The organism is Pseudogracilibacillus auburnensis, assembly GCF_003201975.1.
GTDB lineage: Bacteria > Bacillota > Bacilli > Bacillales > Amphibacillaceae > Pseudogracilibacillus > Pseudogracilibacillus auburnensis.
The window spans coordinates 1-14945 of record NZ_QJJQ01000028.1 but is presented as its reverse complement, the minus strand read 5'-3'; the positions used below and the strand labels follow the sequence as shown (position 1 = coordinate 14945).

General features: G+C 36.1%; 14 protein-coding genes and 2 pseudogenes. 8 read left to right on the top strand and 8 right to left on the bottom strand.

Features of this window, described 5'->3' with window-relative positions:
- Position 1 precedes the first annotated feature (1 nt).
- On the bottom strand, positions 2 to 1147 hold the full coding sequence (locus DFR56_RS22035; RefSeq protein ID WP_242694789.1) for an ABC transporter permease: 1146 nt from the start codon (positions 1145 to 1147) through the stop codon (positions 2 to 4).
- Positions 1147 to 1845 carry an ABC transporter ATP-binding protein gene (locus DFR56_RS22030; protein ID WP_110397619.1) on the bottom strand — a complete coding sequence of 233 codons (699 nt, stop codon included), beginning with the start codon at positions 1843 to 1845 and terminating at the stop codon, positions 1147 to 1149. Before DFR56_RS22030 ends, DFR56_RS22035 begins: the two co-directional genes overlap by 1 nt.
- Positions 1846 to 2012: 167 nt before the next feature.
- On the opposite strand from DFR56_RS22030, the gene DFR56_RS22025 reads away from it, so the two are divergent.
- Positions 2013 to 2630: a TetR/AcrR family transcriptional regulator gene (locus DFR56_RS22025; protein WP_158525769.1), complete on the top strand. Its 618-nt coding sequence runs from the start codon at positions 2013 to 2015 to the stop codon at positions 2628 to 2630.
- 151 nt (positions 2631 to 2781) lie between these two features.
- On the opposite strand, the gene DFR56_RS22020 is transcribed toward DFR56_RS22025, so the two are convergent.
- Positions 2782 to 3225, bottom strand: coding sequence for an MFS transporter (locus DFR56_RS22020; protein WP_110397617.1), 444 nt, complete (start codon positions 3223 to 3225; stop codon positions 2782 to 2784).
- A 211-nt stretch (positions 3226 to 3436) separates the two neighbouring features.
- Here DFR56_RS22020 and DFR56_RS22015 point away from each other — a divergent pair, with 211 nt between their 5' ends.
- Positions 3437 to 3871, top strand: coding sequence for a VOC family protein (locus DFR56_RS22015; protein ID WP_110397616.1), 435 nt, complete (start codon positions 3437 to 3439; stop codon positions 3869 to 3871).
- 311 nt (positions 3872 to 4182) lie between these two features.
- On the opposite strand, the gene DFR56_RS22010 is transcribed toward DFR56_RS22015, so the two are convergent.
- Complete coding sequence (locus DFR56_RS22010) at positions 4183 to 5061, bottom strand: polysaccharide deacetylase family protein (RefSeq protein ID WP_211320666.1); 879 nt, start codon at positions 5059 to 5061, stop codon at positions 4183 to 4185.
- Between the two features lie 239 nt (positions 5062 to 5300).
- Here DFR56_RS22010 and DFR56_RS22005 point away from each other — a divergent pair, with 239 nt between their 5' ends.
- Positions 5301 to 6866: a Na+/H+ antiporter NhaC family protein gene (locus tag DFR56_RS22005; protein ID WP_110397614.1), complete on the top strand. Its 1566-nt coding sequence runs from the start codon at positions 5301 to 5303 to the stop codon at positions 6864 to 6866.
- A gap of 489 nt (positions 6867 to 7355) precedes the next feature.
- On the opposite strand, the gene DFR56_RS22000 is transcribed toward DFR56_RS22005, so the two are convergent.
- Positions 7356 to 8336, bottom strand: coding sequence for a proline dehydrogenase family protein (locus tag DFR56_RS22000; RefSeq protein ID WP_110397613.1), 981 nt, complete (start codon positions 8334 to 8336; stop codon positions 7356 to 7358).
- A gap of 15 nt (positions 8337 to 8351) precedes the next feature.
- Positions 8352 to 9341: an ornithine cyclodeaminase family protein gene (locus DFR56_RS21995; protein ID WP_110397612.1), complete on the bottom strand. Its 990-nt coding sequence runs from the start codon at positions 9339 to 9341 to the stop codon at positions 8352 to 8354.
- A gap of 265 nt (positions 9342 to 9606) precedes the next feature.
- Between DFR56_RS21995 and brnQ the strand changes: the two genes are divergently transcribed.
- The 3 genes and pseudogenes from brnQ to DFR56_RS21980 all read left to right on the top strand — a co-directional run.
- Positions 9607 to 10950 (top strand): branched-chain amino acid transport system II carrier protein, encoded by a 1344-nt coding sequence (gene brnQ / locus DFR56_RS21990; protein WP_110397611.1) that lies wholly within the window; start codon positions 9607 to 9609, stop codon positions 10948 to 10950.
- A gap of 69 nt (positions 10951 to 11019) precedes the next feature.
- On the top strand, positions 11020 to 11565 hold the full coding sequence (locus DFR56_RS21985; RefSeq protein WP_110397610.1) for a helix-turn-helix domain-containing protein: 546 nt from the start codon (positions 11020 to 11022) through the stop codon (positions 11563 to 11565).
- A gap of 189 nt (positions 11566 to 11754) precedes the next feature.
- Positions 11755 to 12184: pseudogene (locus DFR56_RS21980) on the top strand (RNA-guided endonuclease TnpB family protein); the annotation flags it as partial.
- A 151-nt stretch (positions 12185 to 12335) separates the two neighbouring features.
- On the opposite strand, the gene DFR56_RS21975 reads toward DFR56_RS21980, so the two are convergent.
- A complete protein-coding gene (locus DFR56_RS21975) occupies positions 12336 to 12773 on the bottom strand; it encodes a GNAT family N-acetyltransferase (protein ID WP_110397609.1) in 438 nt (145 codons plus the stop codon).
- A 391-nt stretch (positions 12774 to 13164) separates the two neighbouring features.
- Here DFR56_RS21975 and DFR56_RS21970 point away from each other — a divergent pair.
- Positions 13165 to 13703: pseudogene (locus tag DFR56_RS21970) on the top strand (MerR family transcriptional regulator).
- A 96-nt stretch (positions 13704 to 13799) separates the two neighbouring features.
- Entirely contained in the window at positions 13800 to 14261 is a 462-nt protein-coding gene (locus DFR56_RS21965; RefSeq protein ID WP_110397608.1) for a hypothetical protein, read from the top strand.
- Positions 14262 to 14367: 106 nt separating this feature from the next.
- Here DFR56_RS21965 and DFR56_RS21960 read toward each other — a convergent pair whose 3' ends face one another.
- Positions 14368 to 14637 carry a hypothetical protein gene (locus DFR56_RS21960; RefSeq protein ID WP_110397607.1) on the bottom strand — a complete coding sequence of 90 codons (270 nt, stop codon included), beginning with the start codon at positions 14635 to 14637 and terminating at the stop codon, positions 14368 to 14370.
- Between the last annotated feature and the right edge of the window lie 308 nt (positions 14638 to 14945).

Sequence of the window (14945 nt, the reverse complement as noted above, 5' to 3'; positions counted from 1 at the left end):
GTTAGGCTGCCCGCTGTCTTTTTAACACAACCATGTTTAACAAAATAAATGCGATGGCAAAACTAGCTAACACGATAAAATCTTTTGATACTTCTTGAAAAGAATACCCGCGAACCATAATGTTTTGCAATGCATCTGTTGCATACGTTAGAGGCATTAAGTTACTAATTACCTTCACCCAGGTTGCCGCACCGGACAAGTCAAAAATGCCACTAAAGAAAAATTGGGGAACAATAGCTATAGGTATAAATTGTAATAATTGAAATTCTGTTCGTGCAAATGTTGATAGCAGTAGTCCTAGTGATAGCGCCACAGAGGCAATTACTAAATTTAAAAAGAGCAATAACCAATAACTTCCTATACGTTGAACATCAAGAATATCAACAATGGTGGCTTGAACGATAACTGTTTGAATAGCAACAAATAGGAAAAAACCTAAAAAGTAACCAAATACAATGGATGACCGTTTTAATGGTGTTGCAAGGGTCCTTTCCAAAGTTCCTGTTGTTCTTTCTCGTAAAAAACTAATTCCGGCGATAATAAAGACGAAAAAGAATATGAAGAAGCCCATAATTGCGGGTGCAACTTGATCAAATAGATCTGTATCCTCATTATTATATAAATAATGGATAGATGGTTCTTGTAAGGAAAGGGCTGTTTCGGGCATGTTTATGTCAACTTTTTTTCCAGTTGCATTTTCCTGTTCCTTTAATAGTTTTTGCAACTCATTCATCAATTGTATTGTCGATTCTTGCATACTTTCTATTTGATCCTTTTGAACATTTGCTAAAGTATTATGAATTGCTTTTAAAACTAGTGCATTTCTAGAAATATTGCCACCTTCAATTTCAATATATGTTTTTTTATCTTTCATATATATATAAGCATCAATTTTTTGATCCATCATTGCTTGAAGTGCTTTTTCCTCAGAAGGAAATTCATTGACGATAGCTTCTTCCTTTAGTGCATTCGTAAAAGATTCGTCAAGATCAATCGCTCCAATTGCTGGGGAATCACTCGCACTATTCATAATGGTGTAAAGTAAAAGTAAAACAAAAACAGGTGCAATTAGTAAAAGTGCTAACGTCCTTTTATCTTTCACTATTTGCTGAATCACACGACTTGCAACAGTTATCACTTGCATCATTATTCACCAACCTTTAAAAAAGCTTGTTCGATGGAACCATATTGCTGAATAAGTTCTTTAGGCGTTCCACCATCTATTAATGTTCCATTTCGAATAAGTAAAATACGGTCACATCGTTCTGCCTCATCCATGACATGGGTAGAAATAAGAAAAGTCATTCCTTCGTTTCGCAAATGCTCGAACTCATCCCAAAACACCCTTTTAAGGGCTGGATCAATACCAACAGTTGGCTCATCTAAAAAGATTAATTTGGGTCGATGAATAAGAGCGATTGCTAAGCTGAGCCTTCGCTTCATTCCCCCTGAATATGCATGGACAGGTTTTTTCGCTTCTTGGTCTAAATTAACGAAACGGAGACAAGTATCGATTCTTTCATGAAGTCTTTTTCCCTTTAATCCATATAATCTACCAAAATAAGCAAGGTTTGCCTTTGCTGTTAGCTCCTCATAAAGTGCATCCGCTTGAGCCATATACCCAATTTGTTTCATCTGTTTTAAGGAAGGTTGCCTCTCACCTAGTACAGAGACCTCGCCGCCAGTTGATTTTCGTAAACCGATCAAAGCTTTTATTAATGTCGTTTTCCCTGAGCCACTAGGTCCTAATAATCCGACAATCTCCCCTTCTTGAATTTCAAAATTAATATTTTTTAAAATGACCTTTTTGTGAAAAGCTTGTTCAAAGTTGTCAACCTTTATCACTGTATTCACCTCCAACTAAAATAAGCTACATAATGTTGTGTAATTGTCATTATGTAGTATAATTTAAGTATAAATATGTATGATTTAAAATACAATAATCAATATTATGCAGTTTGTTGCTTACTAGATAAATGATGACAATTTGTTTATTAAAGGAGGAAAAATGCATGAAAAAGAAAACGGATTTACGTGTACTTAAAACGAGAAAATTGTTATATGAGGCATTGCTTAATTTAATGGAGAAAAATGAATTTGAATCCATCACAATTCAGCAGTTAGCAGATGAAGCAATGATAAATCGGGCTACCTTTTATTTACATTATGTGGATAAATATGAGCTTTTAAACGCAAGTATTACAGATAAGTTAGACGAATTAATGTTGAAGCATATAAGTCCAATTCGCCATGTTCATGATGGTGTTGTTTATCTTGATATTTTTCGAGATATTGCAACGGAAATATGTCAAACAGTTAACGATAATGAACGCTTTTTTCGTATTATGTTGAACTCAAATAGTGATCGAATAATAAAAGACTATTTCATTCAATTAATTAAAAAAAATATAGAACCACAATTTAAACAGATGTTCGGAAAAGAACCTAAACAGTTTGAGCGACATAAAGATATCTTTATCCAACTGATCGTTTCTTCCATTATTGGTGTAATGACGTGGTGGATCAGTTCAGATGATAGAGAACCACCTGAAGTAATTGCAAGTACAATCATTAATTTTGTAACAAAAGGACCAGCATATGTAATGGGATTAGAAATGGGAGAATCATGAAAGTCTCCTTTATCTAAAACTAAAATTTAGCCTAGAATGATTGATAATGCCATGTCTTATTAAAAAGCTTGTCTTTTGTTTCTGAACTCCGATTCCGAAAAAATGACAAATTAGTCATGAGCGGTTTAAAGGAACGATGCTTTACGTCTCGTTATTTTTTCTCACGATTTGATGAATAAAGATAAAAAAGCATCACAAACAATATAATTCCAGCAATGACTAGAATACTATTATAGTTACCTTTCTCAAGTAATATTCCCAATACGAAGGGACCAAAAAACATACCAATTTCGTAAATAAAATAAAACGTACTCCCTGCTAAGCCTGACTCTGTAGCTTTTGTCCGATCTAACGTCCATGCAATAAGACCAGGCATCGCACCACCAATCCCTAAACCGAACATAAAAGGAACTATTAACGCCAAATGTGGATGGGTAATGACTCCAATTAATATCATCGAAATGATGATTAAAACTAGACCAGGTAAGATCGCCCATATCCTGCCTTTTTTATCGGACAGCGGTCCAAATGTCATGCGAGCAAGTACCATAGCAGTTGCAAGCACCATCAAATAAATTCCTACATTCTTCTCCATTCATGGCCTTGACGACAAATGTTTTCATAAAAATTACTTTTTTTCTATGACTATTTTTGTTATTAGAGGATAAGTTACACATATTAATTATCCTGATGGGAATTTTGTCCAATATTTGGAAAAAGTTTTTATGAAAATTACTTGTAAAAAACGTTCAGTTTAGAAGATAATAATGACAACAGTAAATTTTTAAAAAAGGAGAGGACTTTCAATGATCGTAACAATTCAGCCTTATTTAACGATGAATGGAAATGGACAGGAAGCGGTTACATTTTATGAGGATGCACTTGATGCAAAAGTTTTAGCAATGCATACTTTCGGAGAATTTCATAATAATGCAGAAACTCCTATGCCAGATGATGTGAAAAATCGGGTAATGAATGCTCAGTTAGCTGTTGGCGATACAAAACTAATGATTTCGGATACATACCCCGGACCGCATGAAGAATCATATCAACTAGGTAATCAAGTAACGATTGCCTTAATGGTAAGTAGCGTCGAAAAATCGCAAGAAGTATTTAATAAGCTGCAAGATGGTGGAAAAGTAACGATGCCGCTACAAGAAACATTTTGGAGTCCATCTTACGGACAAGTTACTGATAAATTCGGAGTCATTTGGCAAGTTTCGACAGAAGTGAGTGAATAAACATCATGTAGTTAATTAAGCGTTAGGATGTAGGGAATTGTGGATTCGCAGTTTGACAAGATAATTTAAATATTTCATAGAAATGCCTTGCTTCTATCATTGTTATCCTGCCAATTTGAACACTTATCTTATAATGAACTGCCCTCCAATTGTTAGACCAAACTACAATTGGAGGGTCAGTTCACCTAAACTTTAACCGTTGATAAAAAAGAATCATTAATGTTGAATTTATTATGATTCAATGCTCAAGAAACAATGAATTATTTTAAGATTTCTGTATCAAATGCAGCTTTTCACCTTTTACGATTCGGTCATTTTGCCTCAGGAACCCCAACTAATTCAGGTACTGTAACAAATTCTGTCCCATCATTTTTAAGTTTCGTAATAATTTTATCCAACGCTTGAGCTGTACCTGATAAATCCATCGTCCAATCTCCTCCATCGTGCATTAAAATAATGGAACCAAATCCAACATTACTTAACACATTATCAGCTACGACATCTTCTCCAGGCTGTTTCCAATCAAGTGAATCAACATTCCATCCGATCACAGTGTTGCCCTTTTCCTCCAACATTTTTATCATTTCCTCATTTAACGCACCGTAAGGAGAACGAAATAGACGAGGCTTGATACCTGTTATATCCTCAATTACTTGTTCCGTTTGTGTCAATTCCCAATGGAGTCTACCCAATCCCTCTTTCGGTAAATTTGGATGCCAATACGTATGGTTTCCAATCACATGTCCCTCATCGTGGATTCGTTTCGTTATTTCATTGTGCTCTTTCGCACGTGCTCCAATTAGAAAAAAGGTCGCTTTCACATCATGTTTAGCTAAAACGTCAAGCACTTGTGGAGTAAATCGGATATCTGGACCGTCATCAAACGTTAGTGCAACTTGATTTGTCGAAGGAGAACCGTTTAAGAAAAGGGCATTAGGGAACTCTTTTTGTAATATGTTATTGGATACAGGATGTGGTTTACGAACATCCCTTTCTGATCCACCCTCAAGCTGTGGCTGCTTATCTGGTAAATCTCTTTCTTGTTCGTATGTAGTATGTTCGAATTCATCTAATTGGTCCTGTGGATTACCATTTTCGTGTTGATTAAAATATTGACAACCAACTAGAGAAATACATAGCATGATAGCGAAAATTACTATTGTATAGTTCAGTTTAATTAGTCTCACCACCTAAAATGATTACTATTAGGTTACGAAAATTAGCAAATTTTATTCAAAGTAACGAAAGATAACGATCACCAATGTGTAATGTTTCTATCATTTTAGTTGGTGTATTAAAAAGCTCTTTTATCCACCTATTACGATTGATGTACATATTATTCCTTCAACCCTGCCATCTTTGATCTTTTACGTTATAATAAGTAAGTCGTGAATTTTTAGCAATTGCACCATGAAGGAGAGTATTTACATTGGCAGAATCTATTTGGTCACTTATCCCACCGTTATTGGCAATTATAATGGTTTTACTTACTCGACGCGTTCTTATTTCTTTAGGGGTAGGAATTGTTGCATCGGCTCTATTTATCACCCATTTTCAGGTCATTGATTCCCTTGACCTTATGTTAGGTGCGTTGACAGGTGTTTTTTTGGAGAACGGTGGTTTAAATACGTGGAATGTATATATTATATTTTTTATATTTATATTAGGAATCATTACTAACTTTGTCGGCTTGATGGGAGGTACGAGGGCGTTTGGGGATTGGATGATCCGTCGTGTAAAGACACGCATGGGGGCACAAATTATGACGATTTTGCTAGGGATCGCACTATTTATTGACGACTATTTCAATAGTTTGACCGTCGGCCAAGTCGCTAGACCAATTACGGATAAACATCGGATTTCACGGGCAAAACTTGCTTATATTGTTGATTCCACTGCTGCTCCAGTTTGTGTCATTGCGCCAGTATCCAGTTGGGGTGCTTATATTCTCGGATTGATAGGAATGGTTTTAACGACGCATCAGATTGTGGATTATACTGAATTAGGTGCTTTTTTGCTTATGATACCGATGAATTTCTATGTTTGGGCAGCACTAGGTGTCGTACTAGTTATCGCGATTAGACAAGTTGATTTTGGTCCGATGAAAAAGCATGAGGCGCATGCTTTGAAAACTGGTGAAGTTTCGCCCCCTGATTCAAAAACATTCATTGATCCAGACTCAGGTCCAACAAGTAGTTTAGGAAAAATGGTGGATTTGATTGTACCAATTATCGTTTTATTTATCGCAACAATTGGATTTATTTTTTGGACAGGCGTACAAGGATTAGAAGAAAAGGGAAGTTTGATTACTATTTTTGGAGAGGCAGATGTTTCTAAATCTCTATTTTATGGTGGTCTTATCTCACTTTTAACAACCTTTTTATTCTATTTAAGGCATGTAATAAAGGATCAACTAAGCGGGGGTCATTTTTTTGGGGGAATATTGAACGGAATAAAATCGATGCTCCCTGCAGTAATGATCTTAATTCTTGCTTGGACGATAACGGATTTAATCGATCAACTGGGTACAGGAACATTTTTAGCAGACGTCGTAAAAAATTCTAATATATCCTTTGCTTTACTGCCATTTATTATATTTATTATGGCTGGTTTAATCGCTTTTTCAACCGGAACATCTTGGGGATCTTTCGCACTGCTTCTCCCGATTGCAGGGCAAATTGCAGCAGCGACCCATATGGAACTTATTTTGCCGATGCTCGCCGCCGTCTTAGCAGGAGCTGTTTTTGGAGATCATTGCTCCCCTATTTCCGATACGACTATTTTGTCTGCAACCGGGTCAAATTGTCATCATATTGACCACGTCATGACGCAGCTTCCTTATTCCATCGTTGCAGCGGTGATTGCTGGTGCAGGATATTTAACGCTAGGATTTACGGGAAGTGTATGGATTGGGCTAATTATCGTATTTGTTGGTTTAGTAGTATTGTATTTTACGTTAAAAAAACCGGAATCGGAGGATTGCATGTCTCGATAAAGCATATTATGCACACGTAATTGTTGGCTACAGTACAAGTGAAGAATGATGAAATCTTCCTTTAGCATAAAGTATTATGTAACCGAAATGGAATATGATGTGTTTTTGTGTACGAAAATATGGCGCAACTTCGTTGTTATATAGCGCAACTTAGCAATGAACTGGCGAATCTTTAAATGTTTATACCCACCCAGTCTAATGGAGAAGTTCGTTTTTTCTTATCAATGTATGATGGCTAGAAAAGTACAGTGTGAATAGAATTTATCTTGGTGTAAACTTTATGGAAGGAAAAACGATAAGCGATGCCCAAAATGTAATGTGCTATTAGTCAAAAATTACTAGGAATCGGTTAAAAAGAAAAATGGGAGTTTTCCTTTTTGATTCATTTGAGACTTTTGTTTGTAAAAATAGATGTAGTATGACGAGAGAATAAAACACCTAGAAAGAATCATATCTTTCCAGGTGTTTTGCCGTTGAACCATCGTTATATTAACCTTTTCTCTTCGTCATGCGACCAAGTAAAAATGCAACAATGCCGATTCCAATGATGGTATTTGTTTTTTTGTTGAATACTTGCTTCACGAGTAAGTTCAAATTCTGTGGGCGTTCTGCGAGTCGTCTCATGAAGTAGCCGTACCAGTCTTCACCGAATGGGACATAAGTACAGAAATTGTACCCATCTATTACGAGTTCGTATTGCATTTCTTCGCGGAAGCCATAGAGCATTTGAAATTCGAATTTTTCTTTTGGTATGCCATGTTTTTTGACAAAGTCTTTTACATGGTTAATAACATAGTGGTCATGGGTTGCAATAGAAGTAAACTTTCCATTCAACAAATGCCATTCAATGAGTTCGATGTAGTTTTGATCGATCTCATTTTTATCTTGGTATGCGACTGTGGCGTCTTCTTTATAGGCACCTTTTACAATTCGAAGGCGGTAGTTTTTATATTGTTTAATATCTTCAATTGCCCGGAAGAAGTAGGCTTGGATAACAGTTCCGATATTGTCATAGTCTGCTGAGAGGTCATCTAGTAAATCGAATGACTGTTGCAAGCGCGCATGATCTTCCATATCAAAATTAACGAAGATTTCGTATTTTTTTGCTTTTGTTACAATTTCTTTTAAGTTATTCCTGCAAAAATGATAGTCAATATCAAGTCCGAGTTGAGATGGTTTCAGTGAAATATGTGCATCTAAATTGTTTGTGTGAATCGCTTCAATCACGTTAAGAATTTGTTCTTTTGCACCTGTTGCTTCTACTTTTTCATAGACGAACTCTCCGAGATTATCAATCGTACAAGCGATACCTTTTTCATTTAGTTTTTTAATGCTCGCAATCATTTCGTCAATCGTTGTTCCAGCGACGACGTGTTGCGCACCTAGTTTTAGCCCCCAACGTTTTGCTCCCTGGTTTAATACTTTATTTTGAGATAGATGCATAAAAAAATCTCTTATTGCATTTTCCATCGCTTTTCCCCCGTTTTAGATTTCTATTTTTGTTCCTGCATTTGTTTTTTGTGCGATTTTATAAACACCGTTTGCAACAGCTAGGTCATAGTAAGCGGCTCCGACTGACTTAAAGAAAGTAATTTCTTCATTGTTTTCGCGATGTGCGATCTTGTTCACGACTAATTCCATTAGGTCTCCATGAATGGTATCAAACGACCAATCGGTTTGTTGCTCAGCATGAATTAGTTCACCAGCTTCTTCTGTGGCGCCTTCTAAGTCATCGACGACAATTTTGGATGCGCGTTGCAGGAAGGTAAGATCCACTTCACGCATATGTGGCAAGTACGATCCGACTCCGTTTACATGAGTTCCAGGCAGAAGATCCTTGCCATTAAAGACTGGTTCATGGGAGCGCGTACTGCAACAGACAATCTGAGATGCAGACACAGCTTCTGATACATCATCTAAGATTTCGATACTGATGGAAAGATCGATTCCAAACTGTCGTAACTTTTCTTTAAAATTGTGTGCTTTTTCTTTCGTCGGATTAATGAGTAAAATTTCTTTGATATCACGGACGGCGAGTACACCAAGAGCTTGTTCAAACGCCATTTCACCGGTTCCGATCATCGTAAGTGTCTTAGCATCCTTTAATGCTAAACGATCAGTTGCTAGTCCGCTCATCGCTCCTGTACGCAAACGTGTTAGGTAAGAAGCGTTAAACATCGCCACATGGTCACCATTCTTTGCATCTGATAAAAGTACAATACCTTGTGTTGTTGATTTCCCTCGTGATGGGTTATTCGGAAAAATTGTCACTGCCTTCATTGTCATCATTTCTTCGTCTAAGTCTGTGCTCGGCATGTAAAGTACGGAGCCGTCTTCTTCAGGAAATTCAATAACAGTCCGAGGTGGGTTCACAATTTTATCCGCTGCTTTGTGATGGAGCATACTTTCAAGATCGACTAGTGCTTGTTCCATTTCGTACAGTTCTTGGATTTCTTTTTCATTTAAAATAATCAAATATTTCAAACCTTTCGCAATTATTTATTTACCGTTTTTATTGTTTGAAAACGGATGTATTGTTAACTAATTTAAGTGTTACTTCAATTTACTCGATTATAAAACGAATAAATCGATTCGTCAACTTTTGTTAAGAGGTAAAAAAGAATTGACAATTGTTTTATTTTTATATTATTATTGAAGTGACACTTAATTTAAGTGATACTTCAATTTATTGTTTTGTGCAAAGTGAAAGCGTTATCTATAGATAGGGAAGGTGATAGACTTGAAGAAAAGTTTACCATTTAGTCAATTGTTTGCCATAGGGCTTATGCTTCTGTCGATGTTTTTAGGAGCTGGAAATATTATTTTTGCACCTAAGTTGGGACAATTGGCTGGGTCGAGTACTTGGGTTGCGATGACTGGATTTTTAATTACTGGAGTAGGGCTTGTATTATTAGCTATCATTTCATTAGCGATTGCTGGTGGAAAAGTGGAATTATTGGCAGGACTTGTTAGCAAAAGATTCAGCATTATTTATTCTGTTTTGTTATTTTTAACTTTAGGTCCGATTTATGTTGTACCACGAACAACTTCAGTTGTGTATGAGGTTTCGATTGCACCGTTGCTTTCGGGTATGAACGTAAATAGCGGTTTGATCTTGTTTGTTTTTTCAGCTATTTTTATTGTGTTAACCGTTTGGCTGTCAATGAACCCGGGAAAATTTGTCGATCGCTTAGGTAAAATTATTACTCCGATATTTGGTGTGTTACTTGTTATTTTGATTGGTAAGTCCTTCCTCACTCCGATGGGGGTCATCCAAGCTCCGCAAGTACCGTATTTGGAAGGGGTATTTTTACAAGGTTTTGTCCAAGGGTATTATACAATGGATGTGTTAGCAGCATTTGTGTTTGGGGGAATTTTTATTAAAGCTATTGCAGATAAAGGCATTACTGAGAAAAAAGATGTGTCTGCAACGTTTGTAAAGGCAGGAATTATTACAATTATTGGTCTTGCTATCATCCAGTTATCGATGGCGTGGATCGGAGCAACAAGTGTTCAGGCGATTGGGATGGGTGAAAACGGTGGCGAAATTTTAGCTCAGAGCGCTCGCTACCTTTTCGGAAATATAGGTCTTCTTATGATTGCAACAGTTGTGTTTTTAACTGGGATTACAACGAATATTGCTTGTCTTTCTTCTGTGGCGGAGTATTTTGAAAGGGTTTTTCCTAAGTTTACGTACAAACAGTGGATCTATATTTTAGCGTTTGGAAGTTTGGTCATTACGAACTTCGGTTTAGCAAAAATACTAGAGTTGGCCTCTCCTATTCTACTGTTATTGTATCCGATATCGATTGCATTGATCGTCCTTTCCTTTACACATAAGTGGTTCCGCGGGTATCGGCCGGTTTATGCAGGGACAATTATTGGCGTCGGCTTTGTTGCCATCTTAGATGCGGTAAAAGAAGCGGGAATTGCTGTTGATTTCATCAATCAAACGTTTGCCTTCATCCCATTGTTTGGAAATGGAGCAGGCTGGATCATTACCGGGCTAATTGGTGCGATTGGTGGAGTAATTTATTCCAAAATTAAAGTAGCTCCCGAACGTTCCTTGCCAGTGAAGGGATAATCACATTGGATTACTAGTTTGTGAGATGATAAAATAAGAATAGAAAGAGTGATGGAAAGGGATTTTTGGATGAGAGAGACACTAGGTTCACGGATAAAAAAAGTACGAAAAGAACGAAAAATGACATTGAAGACTTTAGCTGAGAAAACTGGATTTTCGATTAGCTTTCTCAGCCAGTTAGAGCGCGGAAAGTCTTCTGCGACGCTCGAATCATTGAAAAAAATTTCGCTTGCGCTTGAGGTGAATCCAGGCTTTTTCTTTGCTGAAGTAGAAGAAGAAGAGAGGGTTGTTCGGCGAAGTGCGTTGGAGACAGAAAAGATGGAAGAGCATAACATCTATTATCAGAGCTTATGTAAATCGATAGACAATCCGGTTTTTTCACCGCTTCTTGTCGTTTTAAAACCGAATCAGAATGAAGGAAATTTATTTAAACATGCCGGGCAGGAATTTTTGTACGTCCTTGAAGGGCAATTAACGGTACAGATCGATCAGGAAACGTATCATTTGGATCCTTCTGATTCGATTATGTTTGATTCTAGGAAAGAACATTATTGGTATAATTACACGGATGAAAACGTGAAGTTTTTATGCATAGCATATGATGAAAAAAGTTAATGGTTGTGAAAGCTGTCGAGCATCGTGTTCTCGGCAGTTTTTCGTTGGAGTTTATAAAAATGTCCAGAACACCTGCGATTTCAATCGTGGGATGAATGGACGCCTGGGAGCGATAAATCTAATCTCAAATCTATTTGCAAACACATGTTCCGCAAAGTATAATGAAAGTATAAAAACGAGGTGGATCATGTGTTGAAACATAAAGCCTATCAATTTCGGATCTATCCCAATAAAAACCAAGAAGCTAATTGCTAAAACAATTGGCTGTGCAAGATTTGTGTACAATCATTTCCTTCATCGATGGAATACGACATACGCTGAGACTGGAAAGGGATTATCGTACAATCAATGTTCTGCCATGCTTCCTAAAATGAAAAGGGCAGAAGAGACGGAGTGGTTAAAAGAGGTTGATAGTATTGCCCTTCAGTCCTCCTTGAAAAACCTCGCTGATTCTTTTTCTCGTTTCTTTAACAAACAAAACGAAAGACCCCGATTCAAAAGTAAGATGCACCCTGTTCAGTCCTACACTACAAAACACGTCAATCAAAATATTTCTATTGATGGTAACCTTCTGAAACTACCTAAAATTGGGCATGTAACATTCGCCAAAAGCAGGAAACCCATCCCTAACGTAAAAAGAAAAATAATCAAGAACCGTAGGAACTACGGAGATAGCTTGGGGTAAAAGAGAAACCACTGTGGGTAGTGTATACCGCCTACCTCAAATATGCTCTGTTCCCAAGAATCTCATGACTTTAGTCATGAGAGGTTCAAAATGTTTTTCTAAATGAAAAACACCATTTATCATACTCAAATTTCTTTTCATAAAATCTGTGCGCGTCTGTTCTTTGAATTCCTGATTCAAGAGCGACGTACTTTGCTCCATTTTCACTAGCCCAATGATGAATAAAGTTTAATAGTTTTCCACCGTATCCATGGGAACGATGTGAAGCATCTGTTACTAAGTCATATACAAAAACATGTCTTTTATTATAAAAATTCACCCTTATGCTTATTCCGGCTAAGGCTACAATCATATCGTCCTTTACTAGTGCGAAAAGTCGGTAACCGTCTTTCGCCATTTCATGTAGTAAGTCAAGATAAGACGTTTCCACTAAATCAGTCCGAAGCTGATTCATCACTGGGAAAGCTTCTTTCCATTGTTCCATTGTTTTTAATTCTACAATTTGTTCTGCTGAATTTTCCATTATTAATCCCCCTAAATTAGAATATATCGTGTTAAATGAATGATTATCGTTATTATATAGTAGACTGACAACTATAAAAGATACAGTTTTCAACTATTTGATAGGTACAGTTTACAGAAACCTTTCCTAGTCTAGATAAAAAAGCAACATGGACACATGGAGCATGGTAGCCATTTATTGATAAGATAGATATAGACCGTTTTGTTATTACTGATATGATGTTCTTTATATTAAGAATCATGACTGTCTTCAGTATAAGGATATAAGTTAGATGAAGAACATCTCGTTTATTAGAAACAGTGAAGATTGCTCGTTGTAACATATAAATCCTGGGTCAATCAAGATGATCTTTATTTAACGCTAAGTTTTATAACAATTAGGGGGAGAGATGGTGTATACCATTGGACAAGTAGCTAATTTTTTAGGTGTTTCTAGAGATACGTTAAAGCATTACGAGGAAAAGAAATTGGTCAAACCTAAGCGTGATGAAAAAAAAGGTTATAGAAAATATAATCAATTTGATATTCATGATGTGATAACGACAAATTTTTATCGAGGACTTGATATTGAGATTAAGAAAATTCAAGAGATAAGACAAAGTAAGAGTATAGCCGATCTAGAGGGTTTGTTAGAGGAAAAGGAAGCACAAATACTTGAGGAACTTGAATATAAAAATTCTTTTAAAGCAAATAAAATCTGTGAAAGTGGACTGTAAAAATATTAAAGAACATTTAGGTACGTTTACGGTTATAGAAAATGGGAGAGCAGTGAATGACGGAAAAAACATTGATCATGAAGTAGGAGAAAGCTTGTTCAAAATAGCACAAGAAAATGGAATTAGTAGGTATGGCTTATATTAACATATTATTGACAACGTATGAAGAAGATCTTGAGCGTGTATTTTTAGAAATGTATTCCCCCATAAAATAAAGGCCTTGAGCAGGGGGTAACCCACTAGTTTAAAATGAAGATGTTAGTAAATGGAATGTTTCATTACTAACGTTTATTTTAAAGGAGTGGCTCCTGATGAAAAAACGAAAATCGTTAAAACCTTTGACAAGCTTTATCATCTTAAGCTATATCATATTTTTTGTACTTTTTATCGTAATCGGTATAAGTATGGTGTTAGGTGCACCTAAGAGTATAATTAACATTTTACAAATTACCTCTGCATGGTCATCAGATTTTGCATTGGCTATTTTATTTAAAAAAATCTTTCCCGGATTAAGGTTCAAAGATTTTGTAAAAGCGCAATTTTCTCCTAGAATAAATTTTTCTGTTTTTAGCACCGTAGTAATGATTCAAATTATCATCACCGCCGTGACTATATTTCTGTTATCACATACAAACGATACGCAACATTTAGCAATATCATTGACAAGTCTTGGACTATTGCTCGTCGCAAAAGGGGGCGCTCCGAAACCCCTTGCCAATTTTCATTTTGTCCGTGTCGGTAAATTCACCGACAGTCGTATTCAGCAAAAGTAAAAACTGGCACGCTGTAGGCAGTCCAGTTTAACGGACAAAACCACTTCAATAATCTGATTCCCTATAAATGTCCTCTGCTTCTGGAACAGATTTCTATCTTTAAAACTCACCACCAATCATTATTTACTTCTCCCCTTGCTTGTTTTTTTTGTTTATTTTTTTTGTTATAAAAAAACAATAGTACTGATGTAACTAATAAGATTATAGGGTAAATAAAAAGCCAAGAAAATCTAGGTGTCGCTGATAAATATAATACATAAGGTAATGATAATAAAAAGCTTATTAACATAAACTGCCAAGAAAATACAAGCAATGAAAGGACTACCCCTATTGTAGAAACTAATAAGGATGCATAAAAAATAAATGTATATATCATTATTTTCCTCCTTTCACTATATTATATCTAATATTTCTATTATTCTGTAATTGTATGTTGTATATTCAATAATATAAATAATTACAGAAAAGGTGATTAAATGAATAAAGCGAAAGTTCTTTTTGGCTCATTACAGACAACGAGACAGTTAAGATGTTGTTGCCTGATTATTTCCAATACCTAAACAAAGATGTCGATGTTTGGGTGAATGGACATATGCATTTCGGTAGGGCATTCGGTATTGTGGAAGACGGTGAACTGAAAGTGACATGCGAATCCGCAGGCGAATACAAAGTACTGGTTATCGG

What these genes read in the sequence shown, in the direction of transcription:
- DFR56_RS22035 (WP_242694789.1), bottom strand. Translation starts at nt 1,147, where the DNA reads ATGATGCAAGTGATAACTGTTGCAAGTCGTGTGATTCAGCAAATAGTG.
- DFR56_RS22025 (WP_158525769.1), top strand. Translation starts at nt 2,013, where the DNA reads ATGAAAAAGAAAACGGATTTACGTGTACTTAAAACGAGAAAATTGTTA.
- DFR56_RS22020 (WP_110397617.1), bottom strand. Translation starts at nt 3,225, where the DNA reads ATGGAGAAGAATGTAGGAATTTATTTGATGGTGCTTGCAACTGCTATG.
- DFR56_RS22015 (WP_110397616.1), top strand. Translation starts at nt 3,437, where the DNA reads ATGATCGTAACAATTCAGCCTTATTTAACGATGAATGGAAATGGACAG.
- DFR56_RS22000 (WP_110397613.1), bottom strand. Translation starts at nt 8,336, where the DNA reads ATGGAAAATGCAATAAGAGATTTTTTTATGCATCTATCTCAAAATAAA.
- DFR56_RS21985 (WP_110397610.1), top strand. Translation starts at nt 11,020, where the DNA reads ATGAGAGAGACACTAGGTTCACGGATAAAAAAAGTACGAAAAGAACGA.
- DFR56_RS21975 (WP_110397609.1), bottom strand. Translation starts at nt 12,773, where the DNA reads ATGGAAAATTCAGCAGAACAAATTGTAGAATTAAAAACAATGGAACAA.
- DFR56_RS21965 (WP_110397608.1), top strand. Translation starts at nt 13,800, where the DNA reads ATGAAAAAACGAAAATCGTTAAAACCTTTGACAAGCTTTATCATCTTA.
- DFR56_RS21960 (WP_110397607.1), bottom strand. Translation starts at nt 14,637, where the DNA reads ATGATATATACATTTATTTTTTATGCATCCTTATTAGTTTCTACAATA.